Below are 24,647 nucleotides of genomic sequence, written 5' to 3'. Positions count from 1 at the left end.
CCTCCGGGGTCCGAGCTGTGGTTCCTCGACAGCTCCACACCTCGCCCGGAGGTCCTCCCTACATCAAGATCATAAGCCTCGGCGTGTCACGTCGCCCGCCGTGTCACCAACCTCCGTAGGTGGGACATCTAGCGGTTTCCGCTGTCCGGCGAATGCGCCGACGACCGGCACCGGATGATGCTCTGGCCGACTGTGCCGCAGGCCCACACCAGCGCGGTCTGCGGCGTCGACTCGCAGCTGCGGGCGGCGAACTCCCCCGCCCCGATCTCGCGGCGTGCCATCGCGAGCGCTGACGTGGCGACCTCCTGCACGGGCGCTCGCCAGCGCCGTCGGCGCGGTCCCGGACCGAGCGGGGCGAGCAGGACTCCCTTGGCTACGGTGATCCGCGTCGTAGCTCCCGAGCCCGCTCAGCACCCCGGATCGAACAGCGCCTCGTGCCGCGGCCCCCGCTGCCGTGCACGCCGCGGCCGCAGCCGACGTCTCGCCCGCTCGAACCCGTGCGGCTTGTCCGGCTGCCTCCGACAGTCCGGATACGACGCCGCCGACCTCGGCTGCATCTGCGCCGCCAGCCCGTCGCTTCCGCGGCTCGTTCACTCTGCCTCTCCGCACGCGGAGACGTCATCGAGTCGACGCCGGACGTCGGCGAGCACCTGGTCCGAGAGGTCCGGGACCCGCCGTCGTCGTCGATCAGCGGAGCCGCCATGAGCGCGACGGTCGTGGTCACCAGGCCGACCAGCGTCGCGAACTCCGCCCGGGATGCGGGCGGGTAGGCCGCATAGTCAGCACTCGCAAACACGTCCAACGTTTCACTATCGGCGCGTTCCCCCGTCCGACACCGTCCTCGCTCGTGGAATCCACTCCGGACCGATTAGTCTCTGTTGTCCGTTTCATGCGCTCAGTAGGGGCACTGCATAGTTTCGGACATGTTGCAACCTGAGACACGTCACGCCACGGACCGCACTTCTTAGGTTAGCCTCAGCGACGTCTCGCCAGGGAGGATGAGAACTTCATGTGAAAGTGCTGTCGCGCCACGGACCGTCGCCGCAGGCGCCGACGCAGCCGTCCCGTCGACGACGCGAGAGGTCGACGAGGAGATCCTTCGGAATTTCCCATGCTCGACCCCATGGCGGGAGGCCTCCGCCAGATGAGTCCAGTGTGGACGCGTGTGAGTGCGAACGCAGGCACGACCCGGGCATGGGTGGGCGAGTCGCTCAGCGAAGAGGAGTGTGGATGTCTCAGATCGGTCCCCTGGACCTGGTCGGCGTCGGTTTCGGTCCGTCGAACCTGGCCCTGGCCGTCGCCATCGCCGAGTTCAACGCCGAGAGTTCCTGTTCCGCGCAGATACAGGCCAGGTTCGTGGAGCGGCAGAGCGCCTTCGGCTGGCACCGGGGCATGCTGCTCGAGGACGCGACGATGCAGGTCAGCTTCCTCAAGGACCTGGTGACGTTGCGCAACCCGGCCAGCCCGTACGGCTTCCTGTCCTATCTGCACGCTCGTGGCCGGCTGGTGGATTTCATCAACTACGGCAGCGTGTTCCCGACCCGGCTCGAGTTCCACGACTACCTGGAGTGGGTGGCGGGCCGGTTCGACGACCAGGTGGACTACGGGACCGGGGTGACCTCGATCGACCCGGTGCCCGGCACGCCGGACCTGGTCGATGTGGTCACCTCGCGCGGAACGGTGCTCCGCACCCGCAACGTCGTGCTGGCCACCGGGCTGACGCCCCACCTGCCCGACGGCGTCGTGGCCGGGGAGCGGATCTGGCACACGCGGGACCTCCTCACCCGCCTCGACAGCATCGCCGAACCACGCCGGGTGATCGTGGTCGGCGCCGGTCAGAGCGCCGCCGAGGCCGTGGAGCACCTCCACCGGCGGTTCGCCGACGCCGAAGTCTGGGCGGTGTTCAACCGCTATGGCTACAGCCCGGCCGACGACTCCTCGTTCGCCAACCGTGTGTTCGACCCGGGTGCCGTCGACGACTTCTTCCGTGCCCCTGACCAGGTCAAACAGATGATCCTCGGCTACCACGCCAACACCAACTACTCCGTCGTCGACCCCGACCTGATCGAGACCCTCTACCGGCGCCACTACCACGAGAAGGTCGGTGGCCGGGAGCGGCTGCGGTTCCTCAACGTCAGCCGGGTGGCCGACGTGGTGCCGTCGGGCGACCACGTCGAACTGGCGGTGGAGTCCCTGATCCACGGTGGTCGCGAGGTGCTCAGCGCGGACCTGGTCGTGTATGCCACCGGCTACCGGTCCTCGGACCCCTGCACGCTGCTGGGCGACCTCGCCGACAGCTGCCTGCGCGACGACGCCGGACGTCTCGCGATCGGCCGCGACTACCGCATCCGGACCGATCCCCGGCTGCGGGTCGGCATCTACGTGCAGGGCGCCACCGAGCACACCCACGGCCTGTCCTCGACGCTGCTGTCGAACATCGCCGTGCGCAGCGGCGAGATCGTCCGCTCGGTCGCGGCTCCGGCGCCCGCCCACGTCTGACCCCACCGCGACGGCAGAAGGCGAGAACGCATGTCCACCAACCCCTTCGACGACGAGAACGGCACCTTCCACGTGCTGGTGAACGACGAGGGGCAGCACTCCCTGTGGCCCACGTTCGCCACGGTCCCGGAGGGATGGCACGTGGCGCTGTCGGCGGCGAGCCGACAGGAGTGCCTCGACCACATCGAGGAGAACTGGCGCGACCTGCGCCCCCGGAGCCTGCAGCAGGCGATGGACCAGAACAGGAGCACGCTGTGAGTACCCGAACGTCCCTTCCCGTCCGACGGCGGTGGCTGCTCGCCGGCGCCGCCGCCCTTGCCGTCGTCGTCGCGGGCTGCGGCGGTCCGGCGGACACGCCGGCCGCACCGCAGGCCCAGGCTCCCCAGCAGGGCACGGGTCTGCCGGTCACCATCGACCACGCGCTCGGCTCCACCACCATCACTGCGCCGCCGCAGCGGGTGGTGACCGTCGGCTGGAGCGACCAGGACGCGGTCCTCGCCCTGGGCGTCACGCCGGTCGGCACGGCCGAGTGGTTCAACGAGCAGCCCGGGGCGATCTTCCCGTGGGCCACCCAGGCTGCGGGCGGTGCCGTCCCCGAGATCGTCTCGAACGCCGGGGAGATCAGCTTCGAGAAGGTCGCGGCGCTCAAGCCGGACCTGATCCTCGCCCTCTACGAGGGGCTGGACCAGTCCGAGTACGACAAGCTCTCCGCGATCGCTCCCACCGTGGCGCAGTCCAAGCAGTTCGACGAGTTCGGCGCTCCGTGGCAGGACATGACCCTGACGGCCGGGAAGGCCCTGGGCCGTGAGCAGCAGGCCAAGGAGCTCGTCGCCGACACCGAGGCCAAGTTCGAGGCTGTCCGCGACGCCCACCCCGAGTGGGCGCAGAAGACCATGCTGGTGGGTGCCACAGCCGAGAACGGCACGTACACGGTGTTCAGCCCGCAGGACCCCAAGGTCCGCTTCTTCGCCGACCTCGGGTTCCGGACCCAGCCGCCGTGGCTGGCCGGCCGGGTCGCGGACAACGTGGCCACCGTCAGCGCCGAGGAGTACAAGCTCCTCGACGTCGACCGGCTGGCCTGGACCTCCGACCCGGACCTCATGCAGGTCCTGCGCGACGACCCGATCTACAACCGGCTCGACGTCGTCAGGTCCGGCCGGGTGAGCTACTTCGACTACACCACGGCGCCGTTCCCGGGCGCGGCGATCACGTTCACCACCGTGTTGAGCATCCCCTACGCCCTGGACCAGGTCGTTCCCGAGCTGGAGAGGATGGACGCCAAGCAGTGACCGCCATGAGCATCGACGAGCTGACGCCGTGGGCCCGGGCCCTTCCGCGGACGGTCGACGAGCTGCCCTGGTCCCGACTGTTCGAGGTACGGGCAGCCGAGCGTCCGGCGGCGACCGCCGTGGTCTGCGAGGACGAGTCGTGGACCTACGGCGCGCTGAACGAGCGCGCCAACCGGCTGGCCCGGCTGCTGCGTGCCCGCGGGGTGGGGGCGGAGGACGTGGTCGGCCTCGCCCTCCCCCGCGGTCCGGAGCTGGTCGCGGCGGTGCTCGCGGTGCTCAAGGCGGGGGCGGCGTTCCTGCCGCTCGACCTGGACCACCCCGCTGAGCGGATCGCCTACCTGCTCGCCGACTCGGGTGCCGGCCTGGTGCTCAGCACCTCCGAGCTGGCCGGTGAGCTGCCCGCCGGGACGACGGCGTTGGCTGTGGACGCTCCCGCCACGCAGGCCGAACTGGTCGGCCTGCCCGGCGACGACCTCGGCGACACCGAGCTCGGCGGGCCGCTGGGGCTGGACCGGGCCGCGTACCTGATCTACACCTCCGGCTCCACCGGCCGGCCCAAGGGCGCGGTGCTGACCCACGAGGGCATCGGCAGCCTGGTGGCCACGGCCGTGGACCGGATCGGCGTGGACGCCGACAGCCGGGTCGCGCAGTTCGCCTCCATCGGGTTCGACGTCGCGGTGTGGGACCTGACTATGTCCTTGTGCGTCGGCGGGACCGTGGTCGTCGTGCCCGCGCACCGACGGGTCGCCGGGCCGGAGCTCACCGAGTACCTGGTCGCGCACCGGGTCACGCACATGATCCTTCCGCCGTCGCTGGTCGCCGCCCTCCCCACGGACGCGCGACTGCCGGAGGGAGCCGTCCTGGTGGTCGGCACCGAGACGGTGCCGCCGGAGGTGCTCCGGCGCTGGACCGGCCCGCTGCGGGTGGTCACCGCCTACGGCCTCACCGAGGCCACCGTGAACTCCACGCTGTGGACGGCCGAGCCGGGCTGGAGCGGGCCGGCCCCGATCGGCCGCCCGGACCCGAACACCCACGCCTACGTGCTCGACGACGAGCTGCGTCCGGTCGAGGTAGGCGAGGTCGGCGAGCTCTACATCGCCGGCCGCGGGCTGGCCCGGGGCTACCGGGGGCGGCACGGGCTCACCGCCTCCCGGTTCGTCGCCGACCCTTTTGCGGGCGGGGTCGACGGCCGCGGAGCCCGGATGTACCGGACCGGGGACCGGGTCCGCTGGCGCGCCGACGGCATCCTGGACTTCCTCGGCCGCGGCGACCAGCAGGTGAAGCTGCGCGGCTACCGGATCGAGCCGGGCGAGGTCGAAGCCGCGTTGCTCGCGCAGCCCGGAGTCACCCAAGCGGCGGTCCAGGTCCGCGAGGACCAGCCCGGCCGGCGGATGTTGGTCGGCTACGTCGTGCTTGACGGAACCACGGCCGGGACGGCGGCCGACGCGGCCCGGGTGCGGGCCGCGCTGGCCGGTTCGCTGCCGGACTACATGGTCCCGACGGTCCTGGTGCCGGTCCCGGGTGGGCTGCCGATGACCCCGAACGGGAAGCTGGACCGCGAGGCGCTGCCCGCACCCCGCGTCGAGGCAGGCGGCGGACGGGCACCGCGCGACGACGCGGAGCGCGACTGGTGCCGACGGCTGGCCACGGCGCTGAACCTGCCGGAGGTAGGACCCGAGGACGACTTCTTCGCCCTCGGCGGGGACAGCATCAGCGCGGTCCGCGTGATCCGCGGGGCGCACGAGGACGGGCTCCGGGTGCGGGTCCGCGACCTGATGGAGCTCCGCACATCGGAGACCCTGGCCGGCCGCTTCCCCACCGCCGACCGGGCGGAGCAGCCGGGTGCCGACGCATCCCCCGAACTGCTCGACCCCGACGTCGCCGCGCGGGTGGCGGCGCGCCACGGCGTTGATCCGGAGGCGGTCTTCCCGGCCGCGCCGCTGCAGGCAGGTCTGTACTTCCAGTCGATCTTCGACGGCGCCGAGGACGCGGACCCCTACACCGCGCAGCACGTGTTCGAGTTCGACCGGCCCCTCGACCTCGACCGGCTGCGGCGGGCGTGCGCGGCCCTGCTGGACCGCCACCCGTTCCTGCGCGCCGGCCTGACCGGCGAGGACACCCCGCTCCCCGTGCAGGTGGTGCTCCCCGCGGCCACGGTGCCGATCCACGAGACCAGCGTGCCCAGCGAGGACGCGCTCGAGCGGCTGGCCGCCGAGCAGCGAGCACTTCGCTTCGACCTGGCGAGCCCGCCGCTGTTCCGCATCCTGGTCGCCCACCTCCCGGGCAACCGGACCCGGCTGGTGCTCACCCAGCATCTCACCGCCTGGGACGGCTGGTCCCAGCACATCCTCCTCGAGGAGCTGTTCACCCTCCTCGACCACGACGGCGCCGAGGCCGGCCTCCGGGTCCTGCCCGAGCCGCCCTCCCACCTGGACCACCCGCGCTGGCTGGCCGCACGCGACCGCGAGGCCGCCCATACTGCGTGGCAGCGTGCCCTGGCGGGTCTGGACGACGCGACGCTGGTCGCGGGCCCGCAGCAGGACCGGACCGAGGTCCTGCCCTCGGTCGCCGAGCTGGAGCTGTCCGCGGAGGCCGACGCCGAGGTGCGGGCCTGCGCCCGCACGCTCGGGGTCACCCTCAACACGGTTCTCAACACCGCCTGGGCCGTCACCCTCGGTGGGCTCGTCGGACGGACCGACGTGGTGTTCGGGGCCACCGTCGCGGGTCGCCCGCCCGAGCTGGCCGGGAGCGACCGGTCGGTCGGCATGTTCCTGAACACGGTGCCGACCCGGGTCCGGATCGACCACACCGAGACCGTGCGTGCACTGCTGCGCCGGGTGCAGGACGAGCGCACCGCACTGGTCGAGCACGAGCACACCGGCCTGGCCGAGATCCAGCGGATCACCGGCCGGGAGACGTTGTTCGACACGCTGTTCGTCCTGCAGAACTTCCCCAAGATCGAGCCGGCCGCCCTCGCCGCCGTGGGTGCGCGCTACGTCGACTACGCCGACGCCACGCACTTCCCCCTCGCGCTGGTGGTCGCCCCCGAGTCGACGTTGCGGTTCACCCTGCAGTACCGGCCGACCGTGCTTGCGCCGGCGACCGCGGCGGCGCTGCTGCAGCGGTACGCTGCCACCGCCCGGCGGCTGCTCGCCGCCGCGGACGAACCGGTCGGTCGCCTCGACGTCCTGGCCCCCGACGAGACCGCGACGCTGCGCGCCGGCCGATCCGCAGCCGCGTGCGGACCGGTCGGGCGCACCGTGCCCGAGCATCTTTCGGCCACGGCCCTGGCGATGCCGGACGAGACGGCCCTGGTCTGCGGCGGTGAGCGGCTGAGCTTCGGTGAGCTCGAGGCCCGGGTCAACCGGATGGCCCGGCTGCTACTGGCCCGCGGAGCGGGACCCGAGCGGGTCGTCGCGCTGGCCCTGCCGCGGGGTACGGACATCGTCGTCGCCCTGTTCGCCACCCTGCGCACCGGCGCCATCTACCTGCCGCTGGACCTGGACATGCCCGCCGCCCGGCTCGCAGCGATGATCGACGATGCGCGGCCGGTCTGCGTCGTCGGCCTCGACGACCCCGGCTTGGACGTCCCGGCGACAGCTTCGCCCGTGGTCCGCCTCGGCGCTGCCGAGGTCACCGCCGAACTGGCAGGGCTGTCGGCCGGGCCGCTCGCCGACGCGGAGCCGCCCGGGTTCGCCCCCGGTGCGCCCGGCCGGCTCGACCACCCGGCATACCTGATCTACACCTCCGGGTCGACCGGCACTCCCAAGGGCGTCCTGACGCCCCACCGCGGCTTGGCGAACATGCTGGAGCACTACCGGTCCGAGATCATGCCGCGGGCCGTGGCCCGGGCCGGCGGCCGCCGGCTGCGGGTGGCGCACACGACGTCGTTCGCCTTCGACATGTCCTGGGACGAGCTGCTCTGGCTCGTTACCGGACACGAGCTGCACCTCTGCGACGAGCAGCTGCGCCGGGACGCCCACCAGCTGGTCGCGCACTGCCGCGCGCAGCGCATCGACGTCGTCAACGTGACACCCTCCTACGCCCGAGCCCTGCTCGACGAGGGCCTGCTCGCCGGGGACCCCCGCGCGGGGGAGCGGGTGCCCGCGCTGCTGCTGCTCGGCGGCGAGGCGGTCAGCGAGTCGATCTGGACCACCTTGCGCGAGGCGCCGCACACCGACGGGGTCAACCTCTACGGCCCCACCGAGTTCTCGATCAACGCACTCGGCGCCGCCGTCACCGACAGCACCACCCCCACGGTCGGACGGCCGGTGCGCAATGCGCGCGTCCACATCCTCGACGGCGCGCTGCGCCCGGTGCTCGACGGCGCCCCCGGTGAGCTCTACCTCGCCGGTGCCGGCCTCGCCCGGGGCTATCACGACCGTCCCGGGCTGACCGCGGAGCGGTTCGTCGCTGATCCGTACGCCGACGTGCCGGGCGGGCGCATGTACCGCACCGGCGACCGGGTCCGCCGCCGCCCCGACGGGACCGTCGACTTCCTGGGCCGCACCGACGACCAGGTGAAGGTCCGCGGCTACCGGATCGAGCTGGGCGAGATCGTCGCGGCGCTGGAGGCGCACCCGTCGGTGGCACAGGCAGCGGTGGTCGTCGACAGTCCCTCGGGCGGTGGGCCCACGCGGCTCGCGGCCTACCTCGTGCCCGCCGACTCGTCGCTCGAACCGGACGCGGGGCCTACGCTCGACGCGCTGCGCAGCCATCTGACCACGGTGCTTCCCGCGCACATGATTCCGACTGCGATCGCTGCCGTCGCCGAGCTGCCGCTGACATCGAACGGCAAGCTGAACACCCGGGCGCTCCCGGCGCCGGTCTACACCGGCGGCGGGAGCCGGCCGCCGCGCACCGAGCCGGAACGGGTGTTCTGCGCGCTGTTCACCGAGGTGCTCGGCGCCACCGACGTCGGCATCGACGACGACTTCTTCGGCCTCGGTGGCGACAGCATCAGCTCGGTCGCCCTCGTCAGGTACGCCCGGCAGCGCGGCCTGGTGCTCACGCCGCGGCAGGTCTTCACGGGCCGCACTCCCGAAGCGCTCGCGCTGGTCGCCACGGTCGACCAGGCATCCGAGGCGGTTCGGCCGCCGGTAGCGCCCCTCGAGCTGGTGAACCTCAACACCGCGACCCTCGCGACACTGCGAGAGCGGTTCGGCGACCTCGAGGACGTCTGGCCTCTGTCCCCGCTGCAGTCCGGTCTGTACTTCCAGTCGGTGTTCGACGAGGGCACCGGCGGCGGCGCCCTGGACCTCTACACCGGACAGACCCGGTTCGAGCTCGACCACCGGATGGACCTGACCAGGCTGCGCGGGGCGATCCAGGCCCTGCAGCGCAGGCACCCCACACTGCGCTGCGCCTTCGTCGACCCCGGCGACGGCACGGTGTGCCAGGTCGTGCGCACGACCGTGGGTGACCCGGTGACCGAGTACGACCTGTCCGGCCTCACCCCGACGGAGGCGGCCGAGCAGGCCGCGGCCCTCGCGCACGCCAACCGGACACACCGGTTCGACCTGGCCGATCCGCCGCTGTTCCGGGTCGCGCTGCTGCGCCTGCCCGGCGGCACCGACCGGCTGCTGGTCACCTACCACCTGCTGGCGTGGGACGGCTGGTCGCACAGCACGTTGTTCACCCAGCTGTTCACCCTCTACGCCGGAGCCGTCCCGGAGGAGCTCTCGACCGCCGGCAGCTACCCCGAGTACCTGCGCTGGCTGGCGGAGCGGGACTCCGACGCCGCGCAGGCGGCCTGGGCGGACGCGCTCGCCGGCCTCGACGGGCCCACCCTCGTCGGCCCCGCGCTGGTCGAGCCGGGCCGCTCCACCGCGGCGATCCCACGGCGCACGACGATCAGCGTGCCGTTCGCAGCGGCGGTCCGGGAGGGTGCCCGGCGCTGCGACGTCACGCTCAACACCGTGCTGAACGCGGCCTGGGCGCTGGTCCTGGGTGGTCTCACCGGCCGCGACGAGGTGGTGTTCGGCACCACCGTCGCGGGCAGGCCCGCGGAGCTGGCCGGCGCCGAGCAGGTCGTGGGGCAGTACCTCAACACGGTGCCGACCCGGGTGCGCACCGACCCGGCCGAGGCCGCCGGGGACTTCCTGCGCCGGCTGCAGGACGAGCGGCTCGCCATGGGCGAGCACGAGTACCTCGGGCTCGGTGCGATCCAGCGCGCCGCCGGCCAGCCGGTGCTCTTCGACACCCTGTTCGTCCTGCAGAACTTCGCGGACATCCCGCGGGCCGCGCTGGACGCCGCCGGGGTGGCCGAGCGCAGCCACGTCGACGCCACCCACTACCCGCTGGTGATCATCGCGACCCCCGGCCCCGAGCTGGGACTGACCCTCGAGCACGACGTCGCGGTGCCCGACGACGTTGCGGTCGCGCTGCTGAAGCGCACGGCCGCGGTGGCGGCGTCGCTGGTCGCCGACCCGGATCGCCCGCTCGCCCGGGTCGACGTGCTCGGCCCCGGGGAACGGGCCGCGCTCGAACGCGACCAGGAGGCCGCCGTCCGGCCGCTGGGCACCGAGTCGGTCGCCGAGACCCTGGCCACCACAGCCGCCGCCCGGGCGGACGCGACCGCCCTGGTCTGCGGCGACGACCGGCTGTCGTTCACCGAGCTCGACGAGCGGATCAACCGCTTGGCGCGGCTCCTGCTGGCCCGCGGGGCCGGACCCGAGCGCGTGGTCGGGCTGGCGCTACCCCGCGGGATCGACATGGTCGCCGCGCTGTTCGCCGCGCTGCGCACCGGCGTGGCCTACCTGCCGCTGGATCTCGAGTACCCGGCGCAGCGGCTGGCGACGATGGTGACCGACGCCGACCCGGTCTGCGTGCTGACCGTCGGGGACCCGCCGCTCCCGCAGGACGCGCCGGTGGTGCGGCTCGACGACCCGGCCGTGGTCGCCGAGGTGGCCGCGCTCTCCCCCGCACCGCTGGTCGACGCGGAGCGGCCGGGCTTCGCCGCGGCGGACCCCGCCCGCCTGGAGCACCCGGCCTACCTGATCTACACCTCGGGCTCCACCGGTGTGCCCAAGGGCGTCGTCACCCCCTACCGCGGGCTGACCAACATGCTGGCCAACCACCGCGCCGAGATCTTCGGACCGGTCGTGGCGGCCGCGGGCGGGCGGCGGCTGCGGATCGCGCACACGGTGTCGTTCTCCTTCGACATGTCGTGGGAGGAGCTGCTCTGGCTCGTCGAGGGCCACGAGGTGCACGTCTGCGACGAGGAGCTGCGCCGGGATGCGCGGGGCCTGGTCGACTACTGCCGCGACCAGCGGATCGACGTCGTCAACGTGACGCCGACCTTCGCGAGCGGGTTGATCGACGAGGGCCTGCTGGACGGCCCGCACCGGCCCGCGCTGGTGCTGCTCGGCGGCGAGGCGGTGACCGACTCGGTGTGGGCCGCGCTGCGCGCGGCCGACGGCGTGCTCGGCTACAACCTCTACGGGCCCACCGAGTACACGATCAACACCCTCGGCGGAGGCACCACCGACAGCGCGACCCCCACGGTCGGGCGTCCGATCCACAACACCCGCGGCTACGTCCTCGACCGGGCCCTGCGCCCGGTGCCGGACGGCTGCCCCGGGGAGCTCTACATCGCGGGCGCCGGGCTGGCCCGCGGCTACCACGACCGGCCCGGGACCACGGCAGAGCGGTTCGTTGCCGACCCGTTCGCCGCAGAGCCGGGCGGGCGCATGTACCGCACCGGCGACCTGGTCCGGCGGCGAGCGGACGGGAACATCGACTTCCTGGGCCGCACGGACGACCAGGTCAAGATCCGCGGCTTCCGCATCGAGCCGGGCGAGATCGTCGCGGCCCTGGAGAAGCTCGACGAGGTCGCCCGGGCGGCCGTCGTCGTGCACACGCACCGGCCGTCGGGGCTCACGCGGCTGGCCGGCTACCTGGTGCCCACCGAGCCGGACACGGGAGCGGAGGCGCTGGTCGCCGCCGTGCGCGGCCGGCTGGCCGAGCGCCTGCCGGCGCACATGGTCCCGGCCGCGCTCGTCCCGGTGCCCGAGCTGCCGCTCACCGTCAACGGCAAGCTGGACACCGCCGCCCTGCCCGAGCCCGCGTTCACCTCGACGCGCCGGCGACGGGCCCCGCGGACGGCCGCCGAGCGGTTGCTCTGCGAGCTGTTCGCGGAGCTGCTGGGGGTCGACGAGGTCGGCGTGGACGACGACTTCTTCGAGCTCGGCGGGGACAGCATCGTCTCCATCGGGCTGGTCGGGCAGGCCCGCAGGCGCGGTCTCGCGATCAGCCCCCGGCTGGTGTTCGAGCGGCGCACCCCGGCGGCGCTGGCGCTGGCCGCCGAGATCGCCCCGGTCGCGGGGCGTGCCCCGGACTCCGGTATGGGCCGGGTGCTCCCGGTCCCGATCCTGGCCGGGCTGCGCGGCGACGCCGTCGGTATCGACGGGTTCTTCCAGTCCCTGTGCGTGCAGACCCCCGCCGGCACCGACGCGACCGAGGTGACCGGGCTGCTCCAGGCCCTGCTCGACCGGCACGACCTGCTGCGCGCCCGGCTGGACAGGGCGGACGGCTGGACGCTGCACGTGCCCGAGCCCGGCACGGTCGCGGCGGTGGGCCTGCTCGACACCGCACCGGCACCGGAGGACCCGGCCGCGCTGGGCGCCGTGCTCGACGGCTATGAGGAGCAGGCGGTCCGGCGCCTCGACCCGGACTGCGGGAGCATGCTGCAGGCGGTCTTCGTCGACGCCGGACCCGCGCGCCGGGGCAGGCTGCTGCTCGTCGCGCACCACATCGTGGTCGACGGTGTGTCGTGGCGGATCATCGCCGAGGACCTCGCGGAGCTGTGGCGGCGGCACCGGGCCGGTGAACCCGTCGTCGCCGAGCCGGTGCCGACCTCGTTCCGCAGCTGGACCGAGGCGCTGCACCGGGAGGCGGAACAGCGCCTTGCCGAGGTGCCGCGGTGGCGGGCCGAGCTGGAGCCGGCGGGCCTGTGCCCCGTCGGCGACCGGCCGCTGGACCCGTGCCGGGACACGATCGGCAGCACCCGGTCCCTCACGATGACCATCCCGGCGGACGTCACCGGGCGGCTGCTGGGCGAGGTACCGGCCGCGTTCGGCGGCAGCGTGAACGACGTCCTGCTGACCGCGCTCGCGCTGGCGCTGCGGGAGGACCGCGAGGGCGCGGTGCTCGTGGACCTGGAGGGCCACGGGCGGGAGAGCACGGCGGTCGACGAGGCGTTCGATCTGTCGCGCACCGTCGGGTGGTTCACCACCATCGCCCCGGTCCGGCTCGATCCCGGCCCCGTCCGGGTCGAGGAGTTCCTGGCCGGCGGTGCGGCGATGGCGGCCACCGCCAAGCGGATCCGCAACCAGGTGGAGTCCCGGCCGGACCGCGGGATCGGCTATGCGGCCGTCCGCGCTCTGCGCGGGGACCGCGCCGAGGCCTGGGCCGGCACCGCGGTGCCGCCGGTCCTGTTCAACTACCTCGGCCGCCTCGGTGGCGGCGAGGAGCAGGACTGGGCCCCCGCACCGGAGCGCCCGGGCCTGGGCGAGCGGGCGGACCCGGCTACCGCGGCCGGCTATCCGCTGGAGATCAACGCCGAGGTCACCAGCGGCGCGCTCGCCGCCACGTTCACCTGGCCGAGTGGTGTGCTGACCGAGGACGCGGTCGCCGGCATCGCCGACCGCTGGTCGACCGCGCTGCGGGCCCTCGCCGCACACGCTCCGGAGCCCGGCGCGTGGGGGCCGTCCGCGGCCGACTTCCCGCTGGTCACCGTCGACCAGACGGACGTCGAGGTGCTGGCCGGCTCGGTCCCGGGCGGGCTGGCCGACATTTGGCCGCTGACCCCGCTGCAGCAGGGCATGTACTTCCACTCCCGCTATCACGAGCACACCGCCGCGGACCCGGACGGCTACATCGTCCAGTACGTGCTGGAGCTGGCGGGCCCACTCGCGCCGGAGCAGCTGCGCGCCGCGCTGGCCGAGGTCACCGCCCGGCACCCCGCGTTGCGAGCCTCGTTCCACGAGACCGCCGACGGCCGGCTGGTCCAGGCGGTGGCGCGCACGGTCGACGTCCCGCTGCGGGTGCTGCCCCTCGGCGAGGACGCTACCGAGGAGACCGCGCGCATCGCACGGGAGGAGCGCAGCACGGCGTTCGTGCTCGACCGCGCCCCGCTGCTGCGGGTCGCACACCTCACCGACGACGGGGCCGAGGACGCCCGACACCGGATGATCGTCACGCTGCACCACCTGGTGGCCGACGGCTGGTCGCTCCCGGTGCTGTTCGAGGACCTGCTGGCGGCCGTCCGGGGCGCCGGCGAGGGCCGCGGCCTCGCGCCGGTCCCGTCGTACCGGGAGTACCTGCGCTGGCTCTCCCGGCGGGACACCGCCCGCACCCGGGAGGCCTGGCGGGCGGCGCTCGACGGGCTGAGCGAGCCGACGCTGCTCGGTACCGCCCTGCCCGACGGCGCGACGCCGATCGCGCCCACCGCACTGACCGACACCGTGCCGGCGGATCTGACGAGCGCGTTGGCCGCCACGGTCCGCGACCGCGGGACAACGCTGAACACCCTGGTCAGCGGGGCGTGGGCGCTCGCGCTCGGTGCCGTCACCGGGCGCGACGACGTGGTCTTCGGCGCCGTGGTGTCCGGCCGGGACGCCGACGTCCCCGGCATCGACGCCCAGGTCGGGTTGTTCATCAACACGGTGCCGGTGCGAGTGCGCTGGTCACCGGCGGACCGGGTGACCGACATCCTGCTCGCCCACCAGCGGGAGCAGGCCGCGCTGCTCGGCCACCAGTACCTCGGCCTGGCGGAGGTGCAGTCCCTCGCCGGCACCGACTCCGGGCAGCTGTTCGACGTGCTGTTCGTGTTCGAGAACTTCCCGCCGGGCGCGGGCGAGAATCGTCCGGGCGAGCTGCGGATCACCGGCACGGGCGAGTCCGTGGAGGCCCGCACCCACTTCGCCGCGTCCCTGCAGGTCTTCCCCGGCGAGCAGCTCGGGCTCCGGCTGCAGTACGACGGGCGGCGGGTCACGCGAGAGCGGGCGCACCGCCTGCACGAGGTGTTCCTGTCCGTCCTCGGTCAGCTCGCCGCCGACCCGGACCGGCTCGTGGGCAGGCTGGGGCTCCTCGGCGCGACCGACCGGGCCGCGCTGGAGGCGGAGTGGGCGGGGACCGGGCACCCGGTGCCGCCCGCGACCGTCGCCGAGCTGCTCGCGGAACGGGCCGCGACGCAGCGGGACGCGACAGCCCTGGTGTTCCACGGCGAGCGGCTGTCCTTCGGCGAGCTCGACGCGCGGATCAACCGCATGGCCAGGCTGCTGCTGGCGCACGGCGCCGGTCCGGAGCGGATCGTCGCCCTGGCCCTGCCGCGGTCCCTGGACACAGTGGTGGCGCTGTTCGCGGTGCTCCGCACCGGTGCCGCCTATCTGCCGCTCGACCTGGACCACCCGGCGGAACGCTGGGCGGTGATGGTCGCCGACGCGCGGCCGGTGTGCGTGCTGGCCGACGCGACCGGCGCGGCCCGGCTGCCGGACACCGCCGCGGTGATCGGCCTGCACGAGCCGGACACGGCAGCGGAGCTGGCCCGGCAGTCGCCAGCCCCCCTCACCCCGGCCGAGCTCGGGGCCTTCGCCCCGGGCAACCCGGACCGGCTGGAGCACCCGGCCTACCTGATCTACACCTCGGGCTCCACCGGGCTGCCGAAGGGCGTGGTCACCCCGTACCGCGGGCTGACGAACATGCTGGTAAACCACCGGGCGGAGATCTTCCGGCCGACCCTGGACCGGACCGGCGGGCGCACCCTGCGGATCGCGCACACGGTGTCGTTCTCCTTCGACATGTCCTGGGAGGAGCTGCTCTGGCTCGTCGAGGGCCACGAGGTGCACGTCTGCGACGAGGAGCTGCGCCGCGACGCGCAGCTGCTGGTCGCGTACTGCGCGGAGCAGCGGATCGACGTCGTCAACGTGACTCCCACCTACGCGCGGGCCCTGCTCGACGGCGGCCTGCTCGAGGGCCCGCACCGGCCGCCGCTGGTGCTGCTCGGCGGCGAGGCGGTGACCGAGTCGGTGTGGTCGCAGCTGGCCGGCACCGAGGGCGTCGTCGGCTACAACCTCTACGGCCCCACCGAGTACACGATCAACACCCTCGGCGGGGGCACCGAGGACAGCGCCACCCCCACGGTCGGGACGGCGATCACCAACACGCGCGCCTACATCCTCGACAGCGCGCTGCGCCCCCAACCACCCGGTTCGCCCGGCGAGCTGTACATCGCCGGGGCGGGGCTCGCCCGCGGCTACCACGACCGCCCGGGCTTGACTGCCGAGCGGTTCGTCGCCGACCCGCACGCCGCCGGACCCGGGGGGCGGATGTACCGCACGGGCGACCTCGTCGTCGCGCGGCCGGACGGGAACATCGACTTCCTGGGCCGAACGGACGACCAGGTCAAGATCCGTGGCTACCGGATCGAGCCGGGCGAGATCGTCGCCGTGCTGGAGCGGCATCCCGCGGTGGCGCAGGCCGCCGTGACGGTGCACCGGCGCGGCGAGGCCGGGATCGCCCACCTGGCGGGCTATCTGGTGCCCGCCGGGCCTGGCCCGGAGGACGCCGAGCTGCTGGCCTCGCAGGTGCGGGCCTACCTGGCCGAGCAGCTCCCCGCACACATGATCCCGACCACGCTCGACGTGCTGGCGGAGTTCCCGCTGACCGTCAACGGCAAGCTCGACGCGGCCGCGCTGCCCGCCCCGGCCCTGACCGGCACGCGGGCGCACCGGCCGCCGCGGACCGAGGCCGAGCAGGTGCTGTGCGGATTGATCGGGCGGCTGCTCGGGGTGGCCGAGGTCGGTCTCGACGACGACTTCTTCGACCTTGGTGGGGACAGCATCAGCTCGATCGCGCTGGTCTCGCAGGCCCGCCGGCACGGGCTGGTGTTCCGGCCGCGGGATGTGCGCGCGACGCGCACGGTGGAGGGGCTCGCGGCACTGGCCGCCGCGGGATCCGGACCGGCGCCGCGGGAGGACCCGGACGGCATCGGCAGGCTCCCGGGCACGCCGATCATCGGCTGGCTCGCCGAGCTGACCGACGAGATCGGGGCCTTCCACCAGGCGGTGACGGCGCAGACCCCCACCGGGGCGGACCCCGCCACGCTGGTCCCGGTCCTGCAGGCCCTGGTGGACCACCATGACCTGCTGCGCGCCCGGCTGCACCGCGACGCGCGGGGCTGGGAGCTGGAGGTGGCCGAGCGGGGCAGCGTACGGGCCGAAGACCTGCTCACGGTGGTCGAGGCGGCTGCCGGGGCGGATCTGGCGTCTCTCGTCGAAGAACTGCGGATCCGGGCCGCGCACCGGCTCGATCCGGACCGCGGTGTGATGCTGCAGGCGGTCTTCGTCCCGGAGCTGCGGATCCTGCTGCTGGTTGCGCACCACCTCGTCGTCGACGGGGTGTCCTGGCGGATCCTCACCGAGGACCTCGCGCAGGTCTGGGAGTGGCAGCGCGCCGGCGAGCCGGTCACGCTGCCCCCCGTCGGGACGTCGTTCCGCACGTGGGCCCACCGGCTGGCCGAGGCCGGCCGCAGGGGCGAGCGCTCCGGCGAGCTGCCGGCCTGGGTCGCCACGGCCCGGGCGGCGGCCGGCCGCTTCGCCCGCGCCCCGCTCGACCCGCGGCGGGACACCGCCGCCACCGTCCGCGAGCACTCCCTGGTCCTGCCCGCGGAGTGGACGGTCCCGCTGCTGTCGTCCGTCCCCGCCGCGCTCGGCGCCACCGTCAACGACGTGCTGCTCGCCGGGCTGGCCCTCGCCGCGGCCGAGTGGCGCCGCCGCACCGGCCGCGACCCGGGAGACGGGACCCTGGTCGCACTGGAGGGGCACGGCCGCGAAGAACACGTCGTCGACGCCGACCTGACCCGCACCGTCGGCTGGTTCACCACCGCCTTCCCCGTGCACCTGCCCGGGTCCGCCGACCCGGCGGAGACCGTCGCGGAGGTCGGCCGGCGGCTGTGTGCGATCCCCGACGGCGGGCTGGGCCACGGCGTACTGCGGTACCTCGATCCGCGCGGGACCGCGCTGGCCGGCGCGTCGCCGGAGCTGCAGTTCAACTACCTCGGCCGGTACGCGGAGACGGACGCCGAGGGGGACGACGGCGGCGACTGGGGCACCCCGCGCGGGCTCGACCCGCTCAGCGGCGGGCGGGGCGACGCCATGCCCGTCGGCTACCCGCTGGTGGTCGACGTCCTGGCGGCGGACCGCGCCGGGCGACCCGAGCTGCACGCGTCCTGGGAGTGGCCGGCCGCGCTGTTCGACGCGGAGGAGGTGCCGGCGTTGGCCGAGCTGTGGTTCGAGGCGCTGCGCGGAATCGTCCGCGCCGCCGGTATCGAGAGGAACGTCTGATGCGCGTCGTGGTGTTCGGCTACATGACCTGGGGGCACCGGACGCTGGAGGCGATCCTCGAGGCCGGGCACGAGGTGCCGCTGGTGGTCACCCACCCGGACAGCGGCGACCCCTACGAGACGATCTTCAACGACTCGGTGGCCGAGCTCGCCTCCAAGCACGACATCCCGGTGCTGGTCCGCACCCGGGCCGACGACCCGGAGGTGGCCGGGCGGATCCGCGCCGCGGAACCGGACGCCATGGTCGTGGCGAACTGGCGCACCCGCCTCACGCCCGAGGTCTTCTCGCTGCCGCGGCTGGGCACGCTCAACGTCCACGACGCGCTGCTCCCGGCGTACGCCGGGTTCGCACCGCTGAACTGGGCGCTGATCAACGACGAGCCGGAGGTCGGCGTCACCGCGCACATGATGGACGCCGACTTCGATGCCGGTGACATCGTGCTGCAGTGGGCCACCCCGGTGGCCGAGTCGGACACCGTCGTCGAGCTGTTCGAGCGCACCCTGGCGATGTTCGGCCCCATCGCGGTGGAGGGCCTCGCGCTGCTGGCCACCGGGCGGACCGACTGGACGCCGCAGGACCGCAGCAGGGCGACCTACTTCCACCGGCGCAGCGACGTCGACAACCGCATCGATTGGTCCTGGCCGGCCCGCGACATCGCCAACCTGGTGCGCGCGCAGGTCGACCCGTACCCGAACGCGTACTGCCTCCACGAAGGCGAGCGGCTGTGCATCCTCGAGGCCCGGGCGACCGAGCGTCCCTACGGCGGCACCCCGGGCCGGATCTTCATCCGGGACGGCGACGGCGGCGTCGTGGTCGTTGCCGGTGCGGACGCCCGGCGCGGGCGGAACCCCGGCCTGTCGATCCGGCGGGTCCGCACCGCCGACGGGCGCGAACTGACCGGAGCGGAGTACTTCACGAGGATGGGCGGCTACCTCACGTGAGCGTCCTGAGGGCGTCGATCGGCGCGTTCCGCCGGCAGGTCGCCCTGGCCACGCTGTGCTTCTGCGGCCACCAGGTCGGCGAGGCCCTGGTCCCGGTCCTGGTCGGGGTCGTGATCGACGTCGCCCTGCGCGGCGGCGATGGGGTGGCGTTGCTGGGCTGGCTGGCCGTGCTCGGGCTGGACTTCGCGTTCCTGTCCACCTGCTACCGGCTCGGGGCCCGCCAGGCGTGGATCGCCGACGTGCGCGCCGACCAGCGGCTGCGGCTGCTGGTCGCCCGCCGGCTGCTGGACCCGGCGGGCGGCGCCGAGGCCGGTCGGCTGCCCGGCGGCCTGGTCGCCGTCGCCACGTCGGACACCAAGCGGGTCGGGCTGGTCAACTTCGCGCTGCCGCTCGGGTTGGCCGCCGTCGCGTCGCTCGTCGTCGCCGCGGTGGCGCTGCTGCGGATCTCGGTGCCCCTGGGGCTGCTGATCCTGCTCGGGACACCCCCCGTGCTGTTCCTGATCTACCTGTTCGGGCGGCCGCTCGAGCGGCGCAGCGAGGCCGAGCAGGAGCAGGCGGCACACGCCGCCGGCACCGCCGCCGACCTGATCGCAGGCATCCGCGTCCTCAAGGGACTGCGGGCCGAGCCGGCTGCGGTCCGCCGCTACACGCGGGCCAGCGAGGACTCCCTGGGCGCCACGCTGCGGGCCACCCGCAGCCAGGCCTGGTTCTCCGGCACCGTGCTCATCGTCAACGGCACCTTCCTGGCCCTGATCGCGCTGGTCGGAGGCCGCCTCGCGGCGGAGGGAGCGATCAGCCTGGGCGGGCTGGTGGCCGCCGTCGGGCTGGCGCAGTTCCTGGTCGACCCGCTGCAGGAGCTGGGCTGGGTCAACGAGCGGTTGGCGCAGGCCCGGGCCTCGGCCCGGCGGATCGCCGACCTGCTCGCCGCGGCCCCCGCCGTGCGCAGCGGCACCCAGCCGCTCCCGGCGCGGGTCGACGGGGCGCTGCGGGTCCGCGGGCCGCTGGACCTCGACGTACGGCCCGGCGAGTTCCTCGGCGTCGTCACCGCCGATCCCGCCGACGCGGTGACGCTGCTGCGCTCCCTGGCCCGGGAGACCGACGCCGAGGACGTCACGGTGGCGCTCGACGGGGCACCGCTCGAGGACTACCCGCCCGAGCAGGCCCGATCCGCCGTGCTCGTGGCCGCCCACGACGCACAGCTGTTCGCGGACACCGTGCACCGCATCGCGGCCGCCGGTGCCCCGGCCGGGCACGACCTGGCTCCCGCACTCGCCGCGGCCCGCGCCGACCAGGTGATCGAGACGCTCCCCGACGGTGCCGATACCCGGATCACCGAGCAGGGTCGCTCGCTGTCGGGCGGGCAGAGGCAGCGGGTCGCGCTCGCACGGGCCCTGGCCGCCGACGCGCCCGTGCTCGTCCTGCACGACCCCACCACCGCCGTCGACTCGGTCACCGAGGCCGAGATCGCCTCCAGGCTGCGCACGCTGCGGCACGGCCGGACCACCGTCGTGGTGACCAGCAGCCCGGCTCTGCTCGCCGTCACCGACCGGGTGGTGCTCGTCGACAGAGGCGTGGCCGAGGGTGGCGTGACCGACGGCCGCCACGACCTGCTCCTTCGGGAGAACCCACGCTACCGGGAGGTGGTGCGCGGATGAGCCGCGTCCTACTGCCGGTCGCCACCCCGGCCCGGACCCGACGGGTCGTGGGCGAGCTGCTCCGGCCGCACCGGGTCCGCGCCGCCGTCGCGCTGGCTGCCCTGGCCGGCGGGGCCGCCGCGAGCCTGCTCACCGCGCCGCTGCTCGGCCGGATCATCGACCTGGTCGCGCAGGGCGCCGGGCCGGACGCGGTGACCGTGCCCGTCGTCGGGCTCGTCCTCGCCGCGCTGGCCCAGGGGCTGCTCGCGGTCCTGGGCATCGCGCAGACCGCCCGGGTCGGCGAGGTCGTGCTGGCGCGGCTGCGGGAGCGGCTCGTCGACCGCGCGCTGGGGCAGCCGCTGGCGCGGATCGAGGCGGCCGGCGCGGGCGACCTCGGCTCCCGGGTGACCGAGGACGTCGCCCAGGTCGGGGAGGCCGTCCGCGAGGGGGTCCCGACGCTGGCCCGGTACGGGCTGCTCGTCGTGCTGACCTTCGTCGGGCTGGCGGTGCTGGACTGGCGCTTCCTGCTCGCCGGGCTGGTCGCGGTCCCGATCCAGGCGCTCACCGCGCGCTGGTACCTGCGGCGCGCCACCCCGCTCTACGCCGAGCAGCGGATCGCCGGCGGCGCCCAGCAGCAGCAGCTGCTGGACACCGCGTCCGGACTGGCCACGCTGCGCGCGTTCCGGCTGGGCAACCGGCACGTCGAGCTGGTCCGGGAGTGCTCGCAGCGCGTCGTCGACCTGGCGCTCGCCGTGGTGAGGCTGCAGAACGGCTTCTTCGGGCGGCTCAACCTGGCCGAGTTCGTCGGCCTCGCCCTCGTGCTGGCCACCGGCTTCCTGCTGGTCCGTGCGGACGCGGTGTCGATCGGCACCGCCAGCGCGGCCGGGCTCTACTTCATCGGCGTGTTCGGGCCGGTCAACGAGGTGCTGCTCCTGCTGCAGACGGTGCAGGCGGCGGCCGCCGGCCTGGCCCGGATCGTCGGGGCGGCCGACCTGCCCGCGCAGGAGCACCCGGAGCCCGTCCGCAGCACCGCGGTGGCGGTGCGTGCCGAGGGGATCTCCTTCGGCTACGTGGCCGGGGCCGATGTGCTCCACAGCGTCGACCTGGATCTCCCGCCCGGGGCTCGGCTGGCCGTCGTCGGTTCCAGCGGGGCCGGGAAGACCACGCTGGCCACGCTCGTCGCCGGCGTGCACCGGCCCACCGCGGGCACGATCCGGCCGGACCCGGGCGCGGTCGCGCTGGTCACCCAGGAGGTACATGTCTTCGCCGGTCCACTGGCCGCGGACCTGCGCCTGGCCCGCCCGGAGGCCACCGACCCGGAGTTGCGCGCCGCGCTGGCCCGGGTCGGCGCGCTGGACTGGGCCGCCGCCCTCCCCGAGGGTCTGGACACCGTGGTGGGCACGGGTGGACACGCGCTGACCGCCGTCCAGGCCCAGCAGCTGGCCCTGGCCCGGCTCGTCCTGGCCGACCCGCCGGTGGCGGTCCTCGACGAGGCCACCGCCGAGGCGGGCAGCGCGGGCGCCCGCGAGTTGGAGGCCGCCGCGCGGCAGGCGCTCGTGGGGCGGACGGCGATCGTCGTAGCCCACCGCCTCACCCAGGCCGCCGACGCCGACACCGTGCTGCTGCTCGACGGCGGCAAGGTCGTCGAGTCCGGAACCCACGCCGAGCTCGTGGCCGCCGGCGGACCCTACGCCGCGCTCTGGGCGGCCTGGTCGGGCGGACGCTGATCCCGGGGCTCCCCTTCGTCCTCCACTGTGGGCCGTCGACAGCCAAGATCATCCCTGCCTCTGCGTCGCAGCCGGTCGAGAACGTCGACACCCCTCACCCCCGCCCCGCCACGCAGAGGAGACACGGTGACGACCGAGGAACTGCTCGAGGGCACCGCCGGAGCCGGCGCCACGTCCTGGATCATGCGCGACGCCACCGTCGACGGACGACGCGCGGACCTCACCATCTCCAGCGGCCGGATCGTCGCGATCACACCACCGGCGCCCGGCCCGGGAATCCCGCTCGGCGGCCGGACGGTCCTACCCGGGCTGTGGGACAACCACGTCCACTTCGACCAGTGGGCGCTGGCCCGCCGCCGGCTCGACCTGAGCGGCGCACGCTCGGCCGCCGAGGCCGCCGCCCTGGTCGCGGACCGGGTCCGAGCCCGACCCGGCCCGGTGACCGGTTTCGGCTTCCGGGACGGGTTGTGGCCCGACCGCCCGGACCGCGCGCTGCTCGATGTGGTGTCCGCCGGCCACGAGGTCGTCCTGGTCTCGGCGGACCTGCACTGCTGCTGGCTCAACTCGGCGGCCGCACGACGCTTCGGGCACGCCGACCACCCCACCGGCCTGATCAGCGAGGCCGACTGGCACCCGATCATGGAGGCGGTGCGGCAGGTCCCGGCGGCCGAGCTCGACGCGGCCGTGGACGAGGCAGCGCGGGCCGCCGCGGCCAGGGGCGTCGTCGGGATCGTGGACTTCGAGGCTCCCTTCCCGCTCGACGCCTGGACCCGCCGCATCCGCACGGGGACAGCCGCGCTCCGCGTGGTCGCCGCGGTGTGGCCGACCCGGCTCGCGGAGGCCGTAAGCCGTGGCCTCCGTACCGGCGCGCCGATCGCGGGCACAGGTGGGCTCCTGACGATGGGCCCGCTCAAGGTCGTCACCGACGGGTCGCTGAACACCCGCACGGCCTACTGCGTCGACCCGTACCCGCTGGATCGGGCCGGCCCTGCCGAGCATCCGTGCGGAATGCTCCTGGTCCCGCCGGAGGATCTGGTCCCGCTGCTGCGCACGGCCCGCGCCGCGGGGATCGACGCGGCTGTACACGCGATCGGCGACGCCGCGAACACGATCGTCCTCGACGCCTTCGCCGCCACCGGGATCCGAGGCCGGATCGAGCATGCCCAACTACTCAGCCCCGACGACCTGACGCGGTTCGCCGCGCTCGGTGTGGTCGCGAGCGTGCAGCCGGAGCACGCCGTCGACGACCGTGACGTCGCGGACCGGCACTGGGCCGGACGCACCCACCGCTCCTTCGCCTACCGCTCACTGCTCGACGCCGGCGCCGAGCTCGTCCTCGGATCCGACGCGCCGGTCGCGCCGCTGGACCCATGGTCGGGAATCGCCGCCGCTGTGCACCGCAGCAGCGACACGAGGGCGCCATGGCACCCCGAGCAGCACCTTCCGTTGACCGTCGCGCTGGCCGCGACCTTCGGGCCCGACGGCCCGCTGCGGCCGGGCCGGGTGGCGGATCTCGTGGTGCTCGACGCCGACCCGGCCACGGTCACCCCCGCCGAACTCCGCCGGATGCCGATCGCGGCAACCATGCTCGCCGGCCGTTGGACCTACGCCGCAGGTCTGCCGTGAGCATCGGGGCCGGGCACTGTCGGAACCGTTGCGCGCACCCGCTCCGCGACACAGCGGTATTCCTCGGAGTAGCGGTGAGTAGCCGAAAGCGGGCCTCAACTCATGCGCTCCAGCTCGCCGGGCCAGGTCATGTCCTCGCCTAGCAGACACCCACGAACGGGAGCACACACCAAGGACGACGATCCAGGAACAGCCCTGTAGGACAGACAGCCCCCGCCACGCCACCATCACGGACATGCCGAAGTACCGGGTCAACGACGCCGCGGTCGATCACGCACACCACCTCGTCGACGCCCGCCGCTACGTCCTGCGCAGCCACTGGGGAGACGTCCCCTCCCTGGCCACGGCCCGCGCCCTGCGCGCCGACACACCGCGTCCGATGGCGTGTCGTGGCACAACTTCACCTCGGCAAGACCGCACCCTTGAAGCGCGTCGGAAGGAGTTGGGGTCACAACTGGGGTCACCGGCGTGTCGTGACAACCTGAACACGACTGCCGTGCTGAACTGGGTGGGCGCGGCAGGGATCGCATCTGCGACCGCTCGGGTGTAGAGCGGGTACCACTCCCCTCTCAGGCCTCCTACCAGC

At 74.1% G+C, this 24,647-nt stretch carries 8 protein-coding genes; all 8 read left to right on the top strand.

Annotated features, from left to right (window positions below):
- Positions 1-1,230 precede the first annotated feature (1,230 nt).
- The 8 genes from ABD990_RS23040 to ABD990_RS23005 all read left to right on the top strand — a co-directional run bounded on the left by ABD990_RS23040 (position 1,231) and on the right by ABD990_RS23005 (position 24,061).
- A complete protein-coding gene (locus tag ABD990_RS23040) occupies positions 1,231-2,499 on the top strand; it encodes a lysine N(6)-hydroxylase/L-ornithine N(5)-oxygenase family protein (protein WP_345382807.1) in 1,269 nt (422 codons plus the stop codon).
- Positions 2,500-2,529: 30 nt separating this feature from the next.
- Positions 2,530-2,757 (top strand): MbtH family protein, encoded by a 228-nt coding sequence (locus ABD990_RS23035; protein WP_345382806.1) that lies wholly within the window; start codon positions 2,530-2,532, stop codon positions 2,755-2,757.
- A complete protein-coding gene (locus tag ABD990_RS23030; RefSeq protein WP_345382805.1) occupies positions 2,754-3,788 on the top strand; it encodes an iron-siderophore ABC transporter substrate-binding protein in 1,035 nt (344 codons plus the stop codon). Before ABD990_RS23035 ends, ABD990_RS23030 begins: the two co-directional genes overlap by 4 nt.
- A 5-nt stretch (positions 3,789-3,793) precedes the next feature.
- Entirely contained in the window at positions 3,794-18,133 is a 14,340-nt protein-coding gene (locus tag ABD990_RS23025) for an amino acid adenylation domain-containing protein (protein ID WP_345382804.1), read from the top strand.
- The gene (locus tag ABD990_RS23020) at positions 18,133-19,074 is read left to right on the top strand and encodes a methionyl-tRNA formyltransferase (protein ID WP_345382803.1); all 942 of its coding nucleotides are present in this window, start codon (positions 18,133-18,135) and stop codon (positions 19,072-19,074) included. The genes ABD990_RS23025 and ABD990_RS23020 overlap by 1 nt, the downstream gene beginning before the upstream one ends.
- On the top strand, positions 19,071-20,729 hold the full coding sequence (locus ABD990_RS23015; RefSeq protein WP_345382802.1) for an ABC transporter transmembrane domain-containing protein: 1,659 nt from the start codon (positions 19,071-19,073) through the stop codon (positions 20,727-20,729). Before ABD990_RS23020 ends, ABD990_RS23015 begins: the two co-directional genes overlap by 4 nt.
- Entirely contained in the window at positions 20,726-22,435 is a 1,710-nt protein-coding gene (locus tag ABD990_RS23010; RefSeq protein ID WP_345382801.1) for an ABC transporter ATP-binding protein, read from the top strand. Before ABD990_RS23015 ends, ABD990_RS23010 begins: the two co-directional genes overlap by 4 nt.
- 126 nt (positions 22,436-22,561) lie before the next feature.
- Entirely contained in the window at positions 22,562-24,061 is a 1,500-nt protein-coding gene (locus ABD990_RS23005; RefSeq protein WP_345382800.1) for an amidohydrolase, read from the top strand.
- The last annotated feature ends 586 nt before the right edge of the window (positions 24,062-24,647 follow it).

It is taken from the genome of Pseudonocardia yuanmonensis (assembly GCF_039542425.1).
Classification (GTDB): domain Bacteria; phylum Actinomycetota; class Actinomycetes; order Mycobacteriales; family Pseudonocardiaceae; genus Pseudonocardia; species Pseudonocardia yuanmonensis.
The sequence above is the reverse complement of the archived record's forward strand: the minus strand, read 5'-3'. Positions and strand labels throughout refer to the sequence as shown.